At 52.0% G+C, this 19,391-nt stretch carries 17 protein-coding genes and 1 tRNA gene; 9 read left to right on the forward strand and 9 right to left on the reverse strand.

Translation table 11 applies throughout. The features are described 5' to 3' along the window. Nucleotides 1-39: 39 nt before the first annotated feature. Genes ACFQNF_RS03925 through fepD form a run of 3 tightly spaced genes read right to left on the reverse strand, consistent with a single transcriptional unit; the run spans nucleotide 40 to nucleotide 2,971 of the window. On the reverse strand, nucleotides 40-861 hold the full coding sequence (locus ACFQNF_RS03925) for an ABC transporter ATP-binding protein (protein ID WP_380186243.1): 822 nt from the start codon (nucleotides 859-861) through the stop codon (nucleotides 40-42). Then, entirely contained in the window at nucleotides 858-1,958 is a 1,101-nt protein-coding gene (gene fepG, locus ACFQNF_RS03930; RefSeq protein WP_380186245.1) for an iron-enterobactin ABC transporter permease, read from the reverse strand. Before fepG ends, ACFQNF_RS03925 begins: the two co-directional genes overlap by 4 nt. After that, nucleotides 1,955-2,971 carry a Fe(3+)-siderophore ABC transporter permease gene (gene fepD / locus ACFQNF_RS03935; protein ID WP_380186246.1) on the reverse strand — a complete coding sequence of 339 codons (1,017 nt, stop codon included), beginning with the start codon at nucleotides 2,969-2,971 and terminating at the stop codon, nucleotides 1,955-1,957. Before fepD ends, fepG begins: the two co-directional genes overlap by 4 nt. A 235-nt stretch (nucleotides 2,972-3,206) precedes the next feature. Between fepD and entS the strand changes: the two genes are divergently transcribed. Continuing rightward, nucleotides 3,207-4,490 carry an enterobactin transporter EntS gene (gene entS, locus ACFQNF_RS03940; RefSeq protein WP_380186247.1) on the forward strand — a complete coding sequence of 428 codons (1,284 nt, stop codon included), beginning with the start codon at nucleotides 3,207-3,209 and terminating at the stop codon, nucleotides 4,488-4,490. A gap of 43 nt (nucleotides 4,491-4,533) precedes the next feature. Here the strand turns inward: entS and fepB are convergent, their stop codons facing one another. Next, nucleotides 4,534-5,517, reverse strand: a complete 984-nt coding sequence (gene fepB / locus ACFQNF_RS03945; RefSeq protein ID WP_380186248.1) for a Fe2+-enterobactin ABC transporter substrate-binding protein — start codon at nucleotides 5,515-5,517, stop codon at nucleotides 4,534-4,536. A 212-nt stretch (nucleotides 5,518-5,729) separates the two neighbouring features. Here fepB and ACFQNF_RS03950 point away from each other — a divergent pair, with 212 nt between their 5' ends. Together ACFQNF_RS03950 and ACFQNF_RS03955 are read left to right on the forward strand one after the other, a co-directional pair. Beyond that, a complete protein-coding gene (locus tag ACFQNF_RS03950) occupies nucleotides 5,730-6,515 on the forward strand; it encodes a 2,3-dihydro-2,3-dihydroxybenzoate dehydrogenase (protein WP_380186250.1) in 786 nt (261 codons plus the stop codon). A 12-nt stretch (nucleotides 6,516-6,527) separates the two neighbouring features. Further along, entirely contained in the window at nucleotides 6,528-7,196 is a 669-nt protein-coding gene (locus ACFQNF_RS03955; protein ID WP_380186252.1) for a 4'-phosphopantetheinyl transferase family protein, read from the forward strand. On the opposite strand, the gene ACFQNF_RS03960 is transcribed toward ACFQNF_RS03955, so the two are convergent. Then, complete coding sequence (locus ACFQNF_RS03960) at nucleotides 7,148-7,540, reverse strand: DUF1289 domain-containing protein (protein WP_380186253.1); 393 nt, start codon at nucleotides 7,538-7,540, stop codon at nucleotides 7,148-7,150. The genes ACFQNF_RS03955 and ACFQNF_RS03960 overlap by 49 nt on opposite strands. 69 nt (nucleotides 7,541-7,609) lie before the next feature. Continuing rightward, the gene (locus ACFQNF_RS03965; RefSeq protein WP_380186255.1) at nucleotides 7,610-8,107 is read right to left on the reverse strand and encodes a hypothetical protein; all 498 of its coding nucleotides are present in this window, start codon (nucleotides 8,105-8,107) and stop codon (nucleotides 7,610-7,612) included. Between the two features lie 251 nt (nucleotides 8,108-8,358). Between ACFQNF_RS03965 and ACFQNF_RS03970 the strand changes: the two genes are divergently transcribed. Continuing rightward, a tRNA-Gln gene (locus ACFQNF_RS03970) sits at nucleotides 8,359-8,435 on the forward strand. A 49-nt stretch (nucleotides 8,436-8,484) separates the two neighbouring features. On the opposite strand, the gene bluB is transcribed toward ACFQNF_RS03970, so the two are convergent. From bluB to metH, 3 genes are all read right to left on the reverse strand, one after another. Further along, entirely contained in the window at nucleotides 8,485-9,159 is a 675-nt protein-coding gene (bluB, locus tag ACFQNF_RS03975) for a 5,6-dimethylbenzimidazole synthase (protein WP_380186256.1), read from the reverse strand. Nucleotides 9,160-9,207: 48 nt separating this feature from the next. Then, the gene (locus tag ACFQNF_RS03980) at nucleotides 9,208-9,390 is read right to left on the reverse strand and encodes a YhfG family protein (protein WP_380186258.1); all 183 of its coding nucleotides are present in this window, start codon (nucleotides 9,388-9,390) and stop codon (nucleotides 9,208-9,210) included. 678 nt (nucleotides 9,391-10,068) lie between these two features. Further along, nucleotides 10,069-13,818 (reverse strand): methionine synthase, encoded by a 3,750-nt coding sequence (metH, locus tag ACFQNF_RS03985; protein WP_380186260.1) that lies wholly within the window; start codon nucleotides 13,816-13,818, stop codon nucleotides 10,069-10,071. Nucleotides 13,819-14,100: 282 nt separating this feature from the next. On the opposite strand from metH, the gene ACFQNF_RS03990 reads away from it, so the two are divergent. The 5 genes from ACFQNF_RS03990 to ACFQNF_RS04010 all read left to right on the forward strand — a co-directional run bounded on the left by ACFQNF_RS03990 (nucleotide 14,101) and on the right by ACFQNF_RS04010 (nucleotide 19,359). Further along, nucleotides 14,101-15,072 carry a quinone oxidoreductase family protein gene (locus ACFQNF_RS03990; RefSeq protein ID WP_380186262.1) on the forward strand — a complete coding sequence of 324 codons (972 nt, stop codon included), beginning with the start codon at nucleotides 14,101-14,103 and terminating at the stop codon, nucleotides 15,070-15,072. Nucleotides 15,073-15,076: 4 nt separating this feature from the next. Continuing rightward, the gene (locus ACFQNF_RS03995; protein ID WP_380186264.1) at nucleotides 15,077-15,658 is read left to right on the forward strand and encodes a YqiA/YcfP family alpha/beta fold hydrolase; all 582 of its coding nucleotides are present in this window, start codon (nucleotides 15,077-15,079) and stop codon (nucleotides 15,656-15,658) included. Nucleotides 15,659-15,776: 118 nt separating this feature from the next. Then, a complete protein-coding gene (locus ACFQNF_RS04000) occupies nucleotides 15,777-16,685 on the forward strand; it encodes a Dyp-type peroxidase (RefSeq protein WP_380186266.1) in 909 nt (302 codons plus the stop codon). Nucleotides 16,686-16,883: 198 nt separating this feature from the next. Further along, on the forward strand, nucleotides 16,884-18,077 hold the full coding sequence (locus tag ACFQNF_RS04005) for a branched-chain amino acid ABC transporter substrate-binding protein (RefSeq protein ID WP_380186268.1): 1,194 nt from the start codon (nucleotides 16,884-16,886) through the stop codon (nucleotides 18,075-18,077). 340 nt (nucleotides 18,078-18,417) lie between these two features. Beyond that, complete coding sequence (locus ACFQNF_RS04010; RefSeq protein WP_380186270.1) at nucleotides 18,418-19,359, forward strand: methyltransferase domain-containing protein; 942 nt, start codon at nucleotides 18,418-18,420, stop codon at nucleotides 19,357-19,359. Nucleotides 19,360-19,391 lie beyond the last annotated feature (32 nt).

The raw sequence follows: 19,391 nt of genomic DNA on the forward strand, positions 1-19,391 counted from the left end.
GATCATGTGAGGGCGGGGTATTTTTTTGCATCTATCCAATCAGCGCAAATGCGGCTTGCCCCGCGGGATAATCATTGGGGTGTGGCTGATCGGGTCGTCGATAATCAGGCAGGGCAGGCCAAAGACGTTTTCTACCAGCTCGGGCGTCATGATTTGGCGGGGCGTGCCTGTGGCTACAATTTGCCCTTCTTTCATCACGATTAGATGGCTGGCGTAGCGGCACGCATGGTTTAGATCGTGCAATACGGCTACCAGGGTGCGGCCCTGCTCATTCAGGGTGCGAAACAGCTCAAGCAGCTCGATCTGATGGGCAATATCCAGATAGGTGGTTGGCTCATCAAGCAGCAAAATGGATGTTTGCTGGGCCAGTGCCATCGCCACCCAAACGCGTTGCCTTTGCCCGCCGGATAGCGCGTCAACATTTTGCTCGGCAAGCTCGGTTATGCCTGTGGCATGCATGGCGCTGGCAACGGCGTCTTCGTCTTTTTGGCTCCATTGTTTCAGCAGGCTTTGATGCGGGTAGCGGCCACGGGCAACGAGATCGGCCACGCAAATGCCTTCGGGTGCGGTGGAAGATTGTGGGAGCAGGCCAAGCTGTGTGGCGACAAATTTAGCGGGGTAGCGGTGGATATCTTTGCCATCAAGGCTGATTTGCCCTGTGGATGGTTTGATTAGCCTCGCCAGACTGCGCAGCAGCGTTGATTTGCCACAGCCATTGGGGCCGATAATCACGGTAAAAGCGCCATCGCTAATTTGCAGATTAAGCTGCTCGCAAATCACGCGCTGCCCGTAGCCCAGCTGCAGGTTTTTACCTTGTAAGCGGCTGGTGACGGGAGGGGAGGGGTTAAGCCTTGCGGTCATATGCGTTTTGCTTCACAGAGTAAGAGCCAGATCAGGTAAACCCCGCCAATACTCACCGTAATGATGCCGACCGGAAATTGTTGGGGGAAGAATAAATGTTGTGCGGCTACGTCGGCCAGCAGTAGCAATAGCGCGCCCATTAAGGCTGAAAGATAGAGGGACGCCGCATTATTGCTGCCTATGCGCTTAACGATTTGCGGTGCAACAAGGGCAATAAAGGCAATTGGCCCGGTGGCTGCCGTGGCTGCGGCAATGAGGGCCACGCCAAGCGCCATCAGTTGCAGGCGAGTGCGCTCGGCTGGAACTCCCAGCGCGCTGGCACTATCGTCACCCATTTCTAAGAGCTGCATCCGGCGGCCAAGTAGCAGCGCCAGCAGCATGCAGCTAAGGCAAAACGCCGCAGCAGGCAGGCCTTTGGCCCATGACATGCCATTGAGCGATCCGGCCGCCCACAGCGCCACACTCATGGCGGCTTCTAGGCTGCCGGTAATGCTGAGCCAAGTATTAAATGCAGCCAGCATGGCGCTTACTGCAATCCCTACAATAATTAGCCTGAAGCCGTGTATACCTTGCCGCCATGCTAGTAAATAAACCAAGAGTGCCGTCAGCAGGCCGCCAATAATGGCACCGGTGGCAATCTCCAAATAGCCGCCGTTTAAAAGGATGATGGTAATCAGTGCGCCGGTATGCGCGCCGGTGCCAAAGCCAATTACATCGGGGCTGCCTAGCGGGTTTCGCACCAGTGATTGAAAAATAGCCCCGCTCATGCCCAATGCCGCGCCAATCACAATCGCCATAAATACGCGTGGCAGCCGCCATTGGTTGATGACGATCATGGCGCGGCTGCTGCCTTCACCTTTTAGTGCGGCAAATACTTCGGCGTTTGAAAACGATAATGCACCCAGCTTTAAGGCCATCATTCCCAGCAGCAGGCAAGCCAGCGCAAGGATAAAAGCGAGCCGTAGCCCAGCCAGATTGAGCCGGAAGTTGATCGCTCCATTCGGTTTGCCAATGAGCATAGAGCGACGCGCCCATATTGATTCTGTGGCGATTGCTGGTTTAAGACTCTGGTCATGCTTAGAAATAACGGTGTTCATGTGCGCACCTGTTTGCGGGCGAGCCAAATGAGCATCGGAGCGCCCACAAAGGCGGTGACAATCGATACGCGTAGCTCGCTAGCGACCAGTAGGCGGCCAATAATATCGGCACCGAGTAATAAAATGGGGGCCAGCAAAATAGTCAGTGGCAAAATTCGTCGCTGATCCGGGCCAACCAGCCAGCGGGCCACTTGCGGAATCATCAAACCAACAAACCCAATTGGCCCGGCAATGGCCGTGGTGGCACCCGTGAGCAGGGTAATGGCCAAAATGCTGAATGCCTGTGTGATCCATGGCCGCGTGCCTAGCGTTACGGATAATTCTGCACCCATGCTAAGCGCATTCAGCGGCCTTGCCAGAAGCAGCGCCAATGCGCTGCCGGTGATAATAGCGGGCAACACCATCAGCACCAGATCCAGATTGCGTACATCTAGCGTGCCTGCATTCCAGTAGCGGATACGATCAAATGCCATGGGGTTAAATAGCACCAGCCCCGAAGAAATACCGTGCATTACCGCGCCAATTGCCACTCCGGCCAGAATAAATCGGCTAGGGTCTAGCCTGCCCGCTCCCCAAACACCGACAAAATAAACCAGCAGGGTAGTGAGCAGGGCGCCTGTACAGGCAAAGCCAATAAAGGCGGCGGGTTGCTGAATATTAAACAGCGCCACGGCAAGCACTACGGCAAAGCTTGCCCCAGCATTCACCCCAAGCAAGCCCGGATCGGCCAGAGGATTACGCGTGAGGGCTTGAATCAGCGCGCCAGCGAGGCCCAGTGCTGCCCCGGCAAATAGGCCGAGCAGCGTTCTGGGCAGTCTGCTCTCCAGCACAATAATGCTGTCTGGGTGAAGGGCCGTGCCAAAGAAGCTGTCATAAACTACGGCCAGCGGAATAGGCTTGGCACCCATCGTCAGGCTAAGAGCCGCAATAAGGCAGAGCAGGATAAACACTAAGGCATATCGGGAGCGGGTTTGCTGCCAGGAAATGGTGGTAGGCGTGCCAGATTTAATCATTAAATGAGAATGTAAATCATATTCATTTCAATGCTTAATGATACCATAGTCGTCAATCTGGTGACAGATACAGCTCAAGCTGCGGGTGGCGGCTCTATTCATTTTATTTTCTGTAATAGCTCAAGCATTCAAGGCCCGGCTTTGGCCCGCGAAGAGACTAAAGGCTCGCTTTGCCGCTCAAGATTTGGGTGTTTGTGTGCGCCTCAGTACTTACTAACTTTTTTTTGGATTTCTAATGAGTAAACCCAGATCGTCTATTTTTGTTGATTTTAGTCTGCTTAAAAATAATTCAAACTTTCGGTCTGTTTTTATAGCGCGTTTGATTTCGGTGCTCTCACTGGGGATGCTCACCGTTGCGGTTCCTGTGCAGATTCATGCGCTCACTGGCTCGACCTTGCATGTTGGGCTGGCAGTGGCGCTGGATGGCGTGGGGATGTTTGTGGGCCTGATGTGCGGCGGTGTACTGGCTGATCGCTACGACAGACGCAAGCTGATTTTGATGGCCCGTTGCCTGTGTGGTATCGGCTTTTTAGTGCTGGCGTTGAACAGCTTTATTGCTGCGCCCTCCTTGCTTGCCCTGTATTTGGTGGCGGTTTGGGATGGTTTTTTTGGCGCGCTGGGGATTACCGCCCTGATGGCGAGTATTCCGGCTTTGGTTGGGCGTGAAAACTTATCGGCGGCCGGGGCATTAAGCATGCTGACCGTTCGTTTAGGCGCTATTTTGTCTCCGGCTATTGCCGGTGTGGTGATTGCTTCGGCAGGGGTGAGCTGGAATTATCTGCTGGCAGGTCTTGGCACTTTGTGCACACTGATCCCCTTGCTGCGCTTGCCTTCAATGCAGCCTGCCGTGGGGAAGCCAGAGCATCCGCTACGGGCCTTGGCTGATGGTGTGCAGTTCCTGATGCAAAGCCCCGTGGTTGGGGCCGTGGTGGTGATGGGCACTTTGCAAACAATGTTGAGCGCTATTCGAGTGATGTTTCCGGTGCTGGCGGTGAGTGTGTATGGCGGAGGCGCATTTGAGGTAGGGCTGATGTATTCGGCAGTGCCGCTAGGGGCGATGACGGGGGCGTTTACCAGTGGCTGGGTGGCGCGGGTGCAGCGGCCGGGCTTGCTACTGATTGCTGCGGTGATTTCTGCGGCGCTGGCGATTGTTGTGTTTGGCCTGATTTCTCATTTGCCATCGGGCTTGGTGGCGCTCGTTATTTTTGGCTATCTGGGCTCGATTAGTTCTTTATTGCAGTTCACCTTAGTACAGCAGCACACGCCGGATCGCTTGTTGGGGCGGGTTAATAGCTTATGGAGCGCACAAGATGTAGTAGGGGATTCTGTGGGGGCTTTGGGGCTAGGGGCTTTAGCCCGCGCATTTGCGCCACTGCTGGCGGTGTGCTCTTTTGCAGGCGGTATTGCACTACTCGGGGCTTTGCTGGGCATGGGGTTTAGCGGCTTGCGGCGCTTGCAGAATGCCCCGCCAAGCGCTGAGCCAGCGTTGCAAAGTGCGGTATCTGAGGCGGCTCATTAAAGCTTTTAGCCTGGCTGGCGCTACCGCACAGCCAGGCTGGCTTTTAATGGAAGTGCTGCTCAATTCGTTTCAGCATATTGCTGGCGCTGTAGTAGTCGATACGGAAAGTATCAAAGCCTACGGCGTAAACGCGATTGCTGGATATGGCCGGGTTTTGTTGCAGAAACTTATTGTTTTTGACTTTTGTTACGGTTGCATCATCGGCAGTAAAGAGCAGCATGGTTTTGCCTTGTAGCCCTGCAGAGAATTTCTCGCCTGTGAGCTGGGTAATGTCTTTGCGTATTCCCATGCTGATATCCCCTTTGGCGGCATCTGGGATGGTGGCTAGCGTAAAGCCAAGATCCAGCAATAGCCGCCCTTGGGCAGAATTTGCCGTCCAGACATTTGCACCAGAGTTATCTTCGTAATAAACCATGGCAGTAGTGGGCTGGGGAGGCAGGTTTATTTTTTGCTTGGTGGCTTTGAGCTTGTTATCAAAGTCTTTGATTGCTGCCGTAGCATCTTGCTCATGCCCGGTGATGGCACCAAGTTGGGTTGCGATGGCTTGCCAATCTTTATCGTCATAATTAATGACCACGGTCGGGGCAATCTGGCTGAGCTGATCATAAATTTTACGGGCGGAATCGCCGCCAGTGGCCGACACAATAATCAGATCAGGATTGGCGGCTGCAATTGTTTCGGCATTGGGTTCGCCATGATAGAGCGGCTCTACTTTGCGCTCTTTAGCAATATGCGCCCATTGCCGAAAAAACCCCTGCTCATCCGAAGTTACCGTATTTACCGCACCCGTACCGCTACCAATTACAGGCGCATTAATGGTGAGCAGCGTGCCGGTGAGCGTTACGCTGGTCGATACAATCCGCTGCGGAGGGGCCTTGATCGTGAGTTTGCCTTGGGGCGTGTCGAAAGTACGTGGCCAGCCACTTGCTTGTGTTTCGGTCTTGCTTGTTTGCTGGCTGGAATCGCAGCCGGAAAGCAGGGCGGCACTCATCAGAATAAAGGCCAGAAGGCCATGTTTAGTATTCAAGGAAGACTCGCTTATGTGGGTTTGGGGGTGAGGTGTGCTGGCGCTATGGATGTATGGTTATGCAGCCCATCGGTAACACTTACAGCCTTATTAATATTTTAATACGAACAATAACTATTCGTATTAAAATATTATGTAACGCAGCTTAAAAAAAGCTCAGTCAGCCTGCCGGACAGGCTGCTCGCCCCATCAAAAAACAAGGAAAAGCGCTTATGCAAGATCAGCCCTATCGTGGAAAAGTAGCCATTGTGACCGGAGCCGCTCAGGGCATTGCCGCAGCGGTTGTGCAGGCTTTAAGCCGCCAAGGTGCGATTGTTGCGGCGCTGGATATTCAGGCTGAGCGTTTGCAATCTGTGGCTTTGCAATATCAGGCAGAAGGCTTGGCGGTGCATGCTTATCCAGTGGATATGCGCAGCAGTAGCCAGATTAACGAGGTGGTTGAACGGATTGAAGCCGAGCTTGGCCCCATTGCTATTTTGGTAAATGCCGCAGGTATTTTACGCATGACAACCATCTGCGAGATGAGCGATGAAGATTGGGAAAACACTTTTGCCGTGAATACCCATGGCCCCTTTTATTTATCCAGAGCCGTGGCACGGCGCATGATTCCACGCCGCAGCGGCACGATTGTAACGGTGGGCTCCAATGCTGCCGAAGTACCCCGGCTGCAAATGGCGGCCTATGCCGCGTCTAAGGCAGCGGTGGGGCACTTTACCAAGTGCCTAGGTCTGGAGCTGGCTGAATACGGCATACGCTGCAATATTGTCTCCCCTGGCTCTACCGATACGGCCATGCAGCGCCAGCTTTGGCAGGATGAAAGCGATGTGAAAAAAGTGATTGCAGGCTCCTTGCCGGGCTATCGCACAGGTATTCCGCTGGGGCGGATTGCGGATGCTGATGATATTGCTGCATCGGTGCTCTTTTTACTCTCGCCCGGCGCTCGCCATATCACCATGCATAATCTGTGTGTGGATGGCGGGGCGACGCTGGGGATTTAATCGGATGAAGGCGTGCTAAAAATCTGGCGGGTAACACTCGATGATCCGGCGCATCTTGATCCGCCAAGGTTGGCGGCTTTGGATCAGCAGGAGCATCTGCGCTGGCAGAGTTTGCGCAAGGCGCTAGATGCCCGTCGATATGCCGCTGCGCATACCGCTTTGCGCTCTATTCTGGCGAGCGAGCTGGCTTGCTCACCAAGTGATATTCAATATTCGAATAATGACTGGGGTAAGCCGTTTCTAGAGTGTGGCCCTGCTTTTTCGCTTAGCCATAGCGGCCCGCTGGCCTTGATTGCTTTACAAGCCGATTTGCCCTTGGGGATTGATATCGAGCTGCATAGCAAAGAAACCAGCCCGGATTGGTTTACAGATTGCTGGAGCCCCGCAGAGCTGCGGCGAATGCACCAGCCTTTAAATGCGGCGCAAGCTTTAAGGCTGTGGGTGCGCAAAGAGGCAGTGCTAAAAGCTGTGGGGCGGGGTTTACATTTACCGATGTCACAAGTGGTGCTGCCACTGGGCGAAAGCCAGCGTTTGCGGGCAATGAGCCATTGTGAGGGGCAAAATACACTCTGGCATCTTTATGATCTGGATGCAGGCGCGGGCGCTTTGGCGGCTTTGGCAAGCCGCCAGCTTTATTCTGCAGATGAATTACGGCTGGTGGATTGGTCACCAAGGGGCTGATTAGGATTGCGCTCAGCAATCACGGCAGCAAGGCAAGTGGGGCAAAAGCAATCACCCGTTGCGCTAGCGACCGATAGCAGCGGCGGGAAATCCATGCACCAGCAGCTCCCTTGCGTGCCCCCATTGCCACAGCTAAATACGCTATTGCAGCGCTGGCAGGTTTTACTTTTTACCGCTAAGGGCAGCGCAAGCAAGCGTTGCCAGATGATGGTTTTTTCTGCCTCGGTGGCTTTAGACCAGAGGCGGATCTCTTCAATCGTGCGGCGGCAGCCGGTACAGGTTTGTGCGTCATCCAGCTTGCATTGATTGATGCAGGGCGATGGTATGGCTTGCGTATCGTTCATAAAAATCAGGCAGGCAAAACGCAATTTTACCAGCCTGTTTCCAGATAGATCGCGGTATTTCGTGATTAATTATTGCGCTTCAAAATAGATATTTTTAAGCAGGGCAGGTTCTGCTTCAGCAAGCTCAGCTAAATGATGCAGCGCGTTTTCTGCGGCAATAAAGGGATGAGGTAGCGAATTTGGGCTTGTATCTTCAAACTGAATTACGCCTGCTATTTTCCATTCGCCATCAATATGTTTGAGCTGATAGCTGGTGCAATATTCCCAAGGGCTGCCATCCGTGAGCAGCACGCGCCAACGCAGCCTAGCGGTGGCTAGCTTGGGGGTGATTTTGAGCATGCTTAAAATAGCGTAATGCGCGTCGTGAAAGCCCTGCTGCTGATACCAGTCAAATAAAATACAGGTGGTATGGTAAAGCTCTTCCAGCTTGGGCCAGTCGGTTTTTTCACCGTTAATTAGTGAAAAAAACGGCAGGCAGAACATCTCTGTTACACCATCCACATCCAACCGTGCGTAGACCTTGGAGAAATCCTCAAGGAATGCTTCCAGATCTTCTGTTTCATCCATGCGGCACCAAGAAGTAGTATTGTAATTATTGACTATTGCTATGGTATATGGAAAGAAATGCAATGGATAGAAGAAAGTAAGTAGAAAGATCTATTGTGGTTTAATAGATAATCCGGCGTGCTTTATGGGCGTTTATTGCCCATATTTGCAGAGCTAGAGTGGCTGAAGGCTTGCTTTTTACAGCCCTGCTTACAAATATTTGTTTAAGGCTTCCCAAAACAAAATTCTTCATGTACTATGCCGCTCTCTTCAGGGGAGTCGCCAAGTTGGTTAAGGCATCGGATTTTGATTCCGACATGCGAAGGTTCGAATCCTTCTTCCCCTGCCAAGAGCAAGATAAGCCGCGTAAAGCGGCTTTTTTTACGTCTGAATCTTATCTAATAGCTAATCGGCGTGCTGTGATCGCCTTCCGGCCAGCTATTTTCAAAAAAGATTTGCTCTTGTTCCAGGCGGCAGCCCCAGCCCAAGCGCTCCAGCGTAGGCTTTTCAGGGAATGTTTCGACTTGCCCCAGGCAAAGAATGGCAATCGGCTTTGCGCCTTCTGGCATCTTTAATAGCTTCGCAAGATCGCTAGGCTCAAAGATCGACACCCAACCCATACCAATTCCTTCGGCACGCGCCAAGAGCCACATATTCTGGATGGCGCAGGAGGCGGAAGCTAAATCCATTTCGGGCAGGGTGCGGCGGCCAAAAATATGCTTCTCACGCCCATCCATTAAAGCCACCACCAATACTTCGGCGCATTCTGCCAAGCCATCTACTTTGAGCTTCATAAATTCTTGCTGGCGGCTAGGCAGCGCCGCTGAGGTGCGCTCTCGCTCGGCATCCACCAAGGCATGCACCTGTCCACGCAATGCCGCATCGGTAATATGCAGAAAGCGCCACGGCTGCATAAAGCCTACCGAAGGAGCCATTTGCGCCGCTTCAATTAAGCGTGGCATCAGCCCTTCTGGCAGAGGCCCGGTTTTAAACTGACGAATATCCCGCCGCTGGCTCATCAGCCGGGTCAGGCTTTCGATTTCGCTATCTAAAAAACGGTGTGATATGGGCATGGGGAGTCCGGGGCAAGGGATGTGATGGTGTGGGAAATCAGTAAAGCTTTAGTCAGTTTTAGCAAGTTTTTTTACTTTGTATTTTGCGATGAGGGCTGCTTTCTGTGCATGCAAGTCGTTGGTACTCAGGGAAGCTTGCACAGGAGCATAGCCTTCCAGTTTAAGGCTGGCGTTGTAATTGCTGAGCCGAGTGCTTGCGATATAGGCTTGTTTCATTGAAAGAAGAGACATCGCCTGCTCCACTTAATTTGATTGTTCATTATGAATCGATGAGGCATTGCTGTAGATATTTGTTTGCTCTTTGTGAATAAATGCTGAGCTTTGTAAAGGGAATGAACTCTAATCCTATCAACTTAAGCGAAATGTTTTTCGTAGGGCGGGTGCAACCCCATAGGCGCTAACCAAATTGTTTTTTCATTAGCAAACAGCGAAAAAGTATAAGAACCACGCTCTCCGCACAGGGCTTAAATCTCCCCTTGAAACACGCCGGAGCGAGGAACAAGCGGGGCGGGGTTTCGGCAAGGGAGCGAGGAACGAGCGAATCCCGCCCGCCGCCGACTCGATTGTCCGCAGCGCAGGGGCTTTCGTGTTTCGTGGGGTCGCCTTCTTTGGCTTCGTTTCTTGGCGAAGCAAGAAAGGAAGGCCCCGCGGTGGCTAACCGCTCCAAAATAAATGTGCCGCAGGCACTAAAAAGGTCTTTTTGACTTTGGTTAGCGCATATGGAGTGCAACCCGCCGAGCTTTGCTGAAACACGAAAAACGGCGGGTTGCACCCGCCCTACGGTGATTCAATGCTTGTTATTGCGCGAACAACATAACTCAAACATGGTTTCTCTCCGTGAAACTCCGTGTTCTCTGTACCTCCGTGGTTCAAGATTTGGGTTTGTGCAAACCATATCCAACTACACAATCAGGCGTTGTATCCCAAATTAGGCGCTAAATCTCGCTCGGCTTGCTCAATCGTTACCCCTCGGCGCGTCGCATAGCTTTCTACTTGGTCTTTCTCTATTTTACCCACAGCAAAGTATTGGGCTTGGGGGTGGCTGAAGTAGAAGCCGCTGACGGCTGCGGTAGGCAGCATGGCGTAGCCCTCGGTGAGGCTCATGCCTATGCTGGCTGGGTCGATCAAATTAAATAAGCCGGTTTTGGGCGTGTGATCCGGGCAGGCGGGGTAGCCGGGGGCAGGGCGGATGCCTTGGTATTTTTCGTCGGTTAAATCATCCACATGCAGGTTTTCATCCGGCACATAGCCCCATAGTTCTTTGCGAATTTTCTCGTGCATATATTCGGCGAAGCCTTCGGCAAAACGATCGGCAAGGGCCTTCACCATAATGGCGTTGTAATCATCGCTCGCGAGTTCAAAGCGCTCTACATGCTGGTCAATATTCAGCCCGCCTGTTACGGCAAATGCACCAATATAGTCAGTTACGCCGCTGTCTTTGGGGGCGATAAAGTCAGCTAAGCACCAGTTAGGCTTACCCGCAGCCTTGGCATTTTGCTGGCGAAGATTGTGCCAAGTCATCAGCGTCTCGCCATTCTCTGGATGGTAGATTTCAATATCGTCCTCCACGCTGTTCGCTGGGAAGAGGCCGATTACGCCATTGGCTTGCACCCACTCGCCTTCTATCATTTGCGCCAGCAGCACTTGGGCGTCGGCAAATAGGGCGGTTGCGGCCTCGCCAACCACTTCGTCGGTCAGGATGCGCGGATATTTACCGGCCAGCTCCCAGGCATTAAAGAAGGGGCTCCAGTCGATATAGGGGGCGATATCGCGTAGTGGTACTTTTTCAAAGCGCATCACGCCCAACTGCTTTGGTTTGGGCGGTGTGTAGTGATCCCAATCAATTTCAAATTTATTGGCGCGGGCCGTGGCAATCGGCAGTAGCTTGCTCTTGCCTTTGTTCTCATGAATGGTGCGGATATTCTGGTATTCGGCGCGTAGCTTTTCCATAAAGGCAGGCTTTAGCTCGTCGCTTAATAAATTGGAGCATACGCCTACCGCGCGGCTGGCATCGGGCACGTAAACCACGGGGCCATTGGCGTAGCCCGGCTCGATTTTAACGGCGGTGTGCACTTTGGATGTGGTGGCTCCGCCAATTAGCAGCGGAATATCAAAGCCCTGGCGCTGCATTTCTTTGGCCACATGGCTCATTTCTTCTAGGCTTGGGGTAATCAGGCCGGATAGGCCGATCATATCTGCGCCGATTTCCCTTGCGGTATCGAGGATTTTTTGTGCAGGCACCATCACGCCAAGGTCAGTCACCTTATAGTTATTGCAGCGTAAAACTACGCCTACAATATTTTTGCCGATATCGTGTACATCGCCTTTCACCGTTGCCATCACGATATTGCCTTTGGCGGGCGCGTCTTGCAGGCCCATGGCGATTTTTTCTGCTTCAATAAAGGGCTCAAGATGGGCGACGGCGGCCTTCATCACGCGGGCGGATTTCACAACTTGCGGCAGAAACATCTGGCCCGATCCAAACAGATCGCCTACATGATTCATGCCGTTCATGAGTACGCCCTCAATCACATGGATCGGGCGAGCCACGGCCAGCCTTGCTTCTTCGGCGTCTTCCAGAATAAAAGTGGTATTGCCGCGAACTAGCGCGTGGGTAATGCGCTCTTGCAGCGTGCCATTGCGCCAGCTTAAATCCTCACCCTTGGCCTGATTTGCGTCGCCTTTAAAACGCTCGGCAATTTCGATGAGGCGCTCGGTGACATCCAGATTGCCCTCAGTGAGTGGCGCACCGGCGCTGGTTCCGGCGGGTAACATTCGCACCACGTCTTCAATAATATCGCGCAACTCACGTGGCACTTCTTCGTAAACTTCTAGCGCCCCCGCGTTGACAATCCCCATCGTCATGCCTTTTTTAATGGCGTGATAGAGGAAGACGGCGTGGATGGCTTCGCGCACTTTATTATTGCCACGGAAGGAGAACGAGACATTCGATACGCCGCCGCTGACCTTGGCGTGTGGCAGATTTTGGTGAATCCAGCCGGTGGCTTCGATAAAGTCGAGGCCGTAGCGGGCGTGCTCTTCAATCCCTGTGGCTACTGCAAAAATATTTGGGTCGAAAATAATATCAGCCGGATCCATGCCCACTTCATCGACCAGAATGCGGTAGCTCTTTTCGCAGATTTCTACTTTGCGCGCATAGGTATCGGCCTGACCAACCTCATCAAAGGCCATCACAATCACCGCTGCACCATAATCTTTGACGAGGCGAGCGTGGTGCTTAAAGGCTTCAACGCCTTCTTTCATCGAGATCGAATTAACAATGCACTTGCCCTGCACGCACTTCAAACCAGCTTCGATCACATCCCATTTGGACGAGTCGATCATAATCGGTACGCGTGAGATATCCGGCTCGGCAGCAATCAGGTTCAGGAAGGTGACCATGGCTTTATGGGCGTCCAGCATGCCCTCGTCCATATTGATGTCGATCACTTGCGCGCCGTTTTCTACCTGCTGCCGCGCCACCACCAAGGCCTGTGGATAATCACCGTTTAAGATTAGGCGGGCAAACGCTTTGGAGCCGGTAACGTTGGTACGTTCCCCGACGTTCACAAATAAATCGCTATCGCCAATATTAAATGGCTCTAGGCCAGAGAGGCGGCATTTGGCTTCGATGGTCGGCAAGGCGCGTGGTGGCAGATCTTTTACCGCCTGATACATGGCGGCAATGTGTTCTGGCGTGGTGCCGCAGCAGCCGCCGACGATATTGATCAGGCCCGACTCGGCCCATTCTTTGATCGACTCGGCCATCATTTCCGGGTCTAAGTCGTAGCCGCCAAAGGCATTGGGCAAGCCTGCATTGGCGTGGACTGAAACAAAGCCTTCGGAAATACGGCTGAGCTCTTCTACATACTGGCGCAGCAAATCTGGCCCCAGCGCACAGTTCAGCCCGTAGCTGATGGCATCTGCATGGCGCAGGCTGTTGTAAAACGCTTCGGTGGTTTGGCCGGTTAAGGTGCGGCCAGATTGGTCGGTAATCGTGCCGGATACCATCACCGGCAGTTGATCATCTTTGGCAATATTATTTCTGCGGAAATACTGTTTAATCGCGAACACCGCGGCTTTGGCATTCAGCGTGTCGAAAATCGTTTCAACCAGCAGGATATCTGCACCGCCTTTCACAAGGCCATCGATGGCTTCTAAATAGCTTTCAACCAGCGCATCAAAGGTGACATTGCGATAGCCCGGGTCGTTCACATCGGGGCTGATCGAGCAGGTGCGGTTGGTTGGCCCTAAAACACCGGCACAGTAGCGCGGCTTATTGGGTGTTTTGGCGGTTTGCGCTGTGCATAAGTCTTTTACTAACTTGGCCGCAGCAAAATTCAGCTCCCAAACGAGGCTTTCCATTTCGTAATCGGCCATGGCAATCGAGGTGCCGTTAAAGGTATTGGTCTCGATAATATCCGCGCCCGCATCCAAATATCCCTGATGGATTTCGGCGATGATGTGCGGCTGGCTCAACGCCAGCAAATCGTTATTGCCCTTCACATCACAAGACCAATCGGCAAAACGCGCCCCGCGATAATCGGCTTCTTGCAAATCGTAAGCCTGAATCATCGTTCCCATGCCGCCATCCAAAATCAGAATGCGCTGTTTGAGCTGGTTTTGTAATTCTGCATGAAGACTCTGGGGGCGGGTCATGGGCTGTCCAATCTAGGCGTAATACAAAGCTGGCAATTTTACCATGGTAAGCCGTGGTTTTTGCTTTGCTGCTGTTCGCTTTTATATGATGAAAATATTTACGGCTTTTTGGCCTTGTGCGGGCTTGTTTACTTATTTCTGCCGTGTTTGATCATGATGGCTTCAATTAATTCCGGTGCAGCAAGCTTGCACTCGCGCTATGGTTTGTCTTTTGTTTGTTTGTTGTTAGCTGGATTATTTTGTCAGCTTCGCTTGATGTACTTACTATTTCAAAAGGAAATTATGATGCAAACTCAGGTGATTCGTATCCATGCCCATGGTGATAGCCGCGTGATGCAGCTTGAAAATCACACTCTTGCCGCACCTCAGGCTGGCGAAGTGTTGCTGCGCCAAACGGCTATTGGTGTCAATTTCATTGATACTTATCATCGATCGGGTTTGTATCCGCTCAGCCTTCCTTCTGGCCTTGGCGTAGAAGCGTGCGGTGTGGTCGAGGCCATTGGTGCGGGTGTGATTGAGTTTAAGCAGGGAGATCGAGTGGCTTATGCGGGCGGTGCAGTAGGCGCTTATGCATCGTATCGCGTGATGCCTGTGGATAAGCTGGTCTTGGTTCCTGCGGGCGTGAGCGATGAAATTGCCGCGGGCACCTTGCTGCGTGGAATGACAGCACAGTATCTACTAAAGCAGACTTTTCCAGTGCATGTGGGGCAAACCATTTTATTTCATGCCGCTGCCGGTGGTGTGGGCCAGCTTGCTTGCCAGTGGGCGCGCGAGCTTGGTGCCATCGTGATTGGTACGGTAGGTTCGGAAGAAAAAGCGGCAGTTGCCCGTGCTTATTGCGACCATGTGATCGACTACGCGCATTTTTCTGAGCATGTGCGCGAAATAACGGGTGGCAAGGGAGTGTCAGTGGTGTATGACGGAGTGGGGGCCGATACTTTTGCAGGATCGCTGGAAAGTTTGGCAAGGCGGGGCATGTTGGTAAGTTTTGGTAATGCATCTGGCCCTGTGCCTGCTTTTGAGCCTGCAATTTTGGCGCAAAAAGGTTCGCTTTTCTTTACACGTCCTACACTGGGACATTACACCTCAACGAGAGCCGAGCTGGTGAATACAGCAGCAGACTATTTTTACGCCGTGCGTCGCGGGTTTGTTAAGCCAGAAATCGGCCAGAGCTACGCTTTAGCAGATGTTGCACAGGCGCACCAAGATCTGGCGCTGCGTAAGACGCAAGGCTCCACTTTACTACGGCCCTGATAAGATGAAAGATCGCCCACATATTATTTATCTGCATGGCTTTTTATCCAGCCCCCTGTCGCAAAAAGCGCAGGAAATGGCGGCTTGGATGAAGCAGCAGGGCTTACAGGATTATTTTCATTGCCCGCAGCTGCCTATGGATCCGGATGCGGCAGGTGTATTGTTGCAAGGTTTGTTTTTTAAGCTGGTGCATGAAGATATTTGCATTGTGGGCAGCTCATTAGGCGGGTTTTTTGCCACATGGGCGGCAGAAACTTTTGCTTGCCGGGCGGTACTGATTAATCCTGCGGTGCAGCCCTATACCAGAATTAATGAGTATTTAGGGCCGCAGCGTAATTATCAGACCGGCGAGATTCATATGATTGACGCTTGTTTTTCTGAGCAGCTAAAAGCGTTTGAGCGGCTGCCAAGCCAGCCTGAGCGATACTGGCTGCTTACACAAACGGGCGATGAGGTGCTGGATTATCAGCTTGGTGTGAACTATTACTCGGCGTGCCGTCAGACTATTATTGAAGGCGGCGATCATGGCTTTGTTGATTTTGTTCAGTGGCTGCCCGAGATATGGGGGTTTGCTCAGGGAAAATAAACCCCAAAGCTGATCGCCTGTTTGTGGTTAGCACTGAGTGTTAAATATTATATTTGCATGGCGGGACAGTCCCGCAATTTCTACCCGCAGTCTGAGATTTTTGTTTAAGGATTAAAGCATGACCCCACAAAGTGGAATTCTGCCTCCTGCCAATGGGCACGCATTATTTACCCTGTTTCGGCGGCGCTTAGGCAGGCGCGCAGATGCACGTCTTAAAGCTTTACTTGCCAGTGTTTCTGATCGTATTCAGCTTTTACAGGCAGAAGACAGCCGGGCCAGTGTGGTGTTGGCTTTTGGCCCGCATGTTTGGCCGGAGCTTTATCAAAGCAAGCCAGAGCTGCTGCGGGATTTTCCCTCTATTTCAGGGGCAATTCACCCTGCTCCTGCAAGTGACGTGGATGTTTTGCTGCATTTACGTGGCGAGCGTTATGATTTGTTGCATGAATTTGCTGATCAGCTGAGTGCTGAAATGGCCGAGTGGCTAGATGTGATTGAAACCGTACATGGCTTTCGCTACCGTGATATGCGTGATTTAACGGGCTTTGTGGATGGCACAGAAAACCCCGAAGGCGATGAGCGGGCCGAAGTTGCATTGGTCTCTGACGGTGATTGGGCGGGTGGCAGTTATATCCACCTGCAGCGCTATGTGCACCGCATGGAGCAATGGAAAAAACTTCCCGTGCGTCAGCAAGAAGCGGTGATGGGGCGTACCAAGGAAACAAATGAAGAGCTCCCTGATGAAGATCGGCCACATACCGCGCATATCAGCCGAGTGATTATTGAAGAAAACGGTGAAGAGCTGGCTATGCTCAGGCATTCCATGCCCTACGGCGCGCCGGGTGGGGAAAAGGGTCTCTACTTTATTTCCTACTGTAAAACGCCGTCAGTGTTTGAGAAAATGCTTACCAGAATGGTAGCGCCTACATCAGACGGCAGAGTTGATCACCTGCTTAACTTTACCCGCGCAGTGACAGGCGCTGCTTTTTTTGCGCCAAGCATTGAGCAGTTAAAGCAATTACAAAGTTAAAAAGTGTCTGATGTACAAAGCGCTAACTCCCCGTAAATAGCAGCTATAAGCGGTGTTTTAAGCGGTATTATTGCTTAAGCCCGCTTTTGCTGTAGACGTTTGAATGCTTCAAATCAAACCCTGTTCAGGAAACCCCCGATTGCTGTAAAAAATGAACGCGCTCACATTGCGTGGACACATTCGAGGGGAGTTTTGTTTATGCAATTCGTTCAGAAATCAGCCGTGCTATCCGCCGCTCTTGCTTTAGCCTTGACTGCTTGTGGCCAAAAGCCAGAAAGCAATACCGAGGCATCTGCCCCAGCCGCTGCTGCAGCACCTGCCGGTGATTCATCGGTCGTAAAAATTGGTTTTGCAGCACCGCTTACCGGGCCGCAAGCGCATTATGGCAAGGGCTATCAAAATGGCGTGCAGCTGGCGATTGACGATGTAAACGAAACAAAACCAACACTGGATGGCAAGCCCGTTAAGTTTGAGCTGGTGGCCGAAGACGATATGGCGGACCCAAAAACAGCCACACAGGTTGCCGAGAAATTTGTTGATAGCAAAGTAGCAGGGGTTATTGGTCACTTTAATTCAGGCTGCGCTATTCCGGCTTCCAAGATTTATTCCGATGCGGGCCTGCCACAAATTGCGATGGCCACCGCACCTGCCTATACCGCCCAAGGGTTTAAAACCACTTTCCGTTCCTTGACTTCTGATTCACAGCTTGGCTCGGTTATTGGTAAGTACACCGTAGAAAAGCTAGGCGCTAAGAAAATCGCCATCATCGACGATCGCTCAGCTTACGGCCAAGGCTTGGCTGATGAGTTTGAAAAAGCCGCTAAGGCAGCCGGTGCTGAAATCGTAAAACGCGAATTCACCAGCGATAAAGAAACGGATTTCACCTCGATTCTGACCTCCATCAAAGGCGCTAAGCCAGATGTGATTTTCTACGGCGGCACTGACGCACAATCCGGCCCTATGGCGCGTCAAAAGAAACGCTTAGCCATCAATGTACCGATTGTTTCTGGCGAAATGACTCGCTCAGATACTTTCTTGAAATTAGCCGGCCCAGATGCAGAAGGCACGATTGCTGCACTGGCTGGCCAGCCATTGGATCTGATGCCAGGTGGTAAAGACTTTGCAGCCCGTTACAAAGCTAAATACGGCGAGCTGGAAATTTACACCCCATACGGCTACGACTCTACCCGCCTGATGCTGGCTGCGATACAAGCTGCGGGCTCGGCCAGCCCGGCCAAATATCTGCCCGTACTGGCTAAGATCAAGCATAGCGGCGTCACCTCTAGCAATATCAGCTTTGACGACAAAGGCGATTTGCAAGACGGTAGCCTGACTGTGTACAAGGTGAAAGGCGGTAAGTGGGAAGTATTGGAAACACTAGGCGGTAAATAAAATTATTCCAGCCTGCTTGCAGGCTGGCTTGCAAGACTCTCTCATAATGCAAACTGGCTCGCTGGTTTGCATTTTTTTATGCGTATTGTAGGTTGGGTTAGCAGCTTTATCGCGTAACCCAACCTACAAAATCTGCATGCTTTTCATGTATTTCAAATATTCGAAAACTTGTGCTGAGCTACTTATATCAGCACATAAAGATCACTAGATTTTACGGTTTTCTCTGTGTGCTCCGTGTTCTCTGTTTATTTCTGTGTCTACAGGTTTTTTTACCCAGAATCAGTGCGTTTCAGTCTTTCCTGATTCAAAATGGCAGGGTGATGTAATCGGGAGTATTGCTTTGAATGATAAAACCCCTGAGCAGCAGTGGCAGTGGTTGCAGAGTGGGCCGGGTTTAGGTGCTTTAAGCGAGTCTTGCCCTGATGATTGGCTCATGGTGCGTGATGAGCTGGCGGCGGTGTTTGCGCGGCGGGATCCGGCTGAGCTTAAGCAGTTGGTCGAGCGATCTTCAAAGCGAATCAAGGCCGATGCACGCTTTTTATCGGGCGAGCGAAATGGTCGTGCTTTTGCTGATTTTGTCCGCGTTCAGATTCGCCAGCGAATGACCGAGCTGGCGCTTCGCCAGTATGCTTTTTCTGCGGCCACAGGCGTGTATCAGGGCAAGGTCAGGTTTAATTTCTTTAATGGCTTTTTGGCGCAAAAACTATTATTTAAGCGTGATCTAGTGAGAAAACCCGTATCGATGCGGGCATTTAAGTGCATCTGGCCGCTGTTATGGCAAAAGCGGCTTTTGATGCCCTTGGTAGAAAAGCGCGGAATTTATTGTTTTTATAGCCGCGAGCTGATTGCAGGTTTAGCCCGGATCATTGGCCAGCGTAGCTGCTTAGAAATTGCGGCGGGGGATGGTACGCTCAGCCGATTTTTAAGTGATGAAGGTGTGGATATCACCGCTAGCGACGATTTTAGTTGGGGAAAAGTAGTGCAATATCCTGAAGCCGTGCAGCGCTTAGATGCCGCTGCAGCGATGGCACGATTTAATCCACAGGTGGTGATTTGCTCTTGGTCGCCTTCGGGCAACCGCTTTGAAAAGCAGATTTTTCGCTCCCGTAGTGTGGAAACTTATATCGTCATCGGCAGCCATTCGCGCTTTATTACCGGCAACTGGGCCGATTATGAGGCGCAAACGACATTTGATTGGCAGGAAGATGTAGCACTCAGCAAGCTGGTGCTGCCGCCTGAGTTAAAAGCGGGGGTATGGGTTTTTCAGCGCAAAAGCGCTTAAGTTTTATGAGTCAGAATGACTGGGTTGCAAGC

The sequence above is a fragment of the Iodobacter arcticus genome (assembly GCF_042664895.1).
GTDB lineage: Bacteria > Pseudomonadota > Gammaproteobacteria > Burkholderiales > Chitinibacteraceae > Iodobacter > Iodobacter arcticus.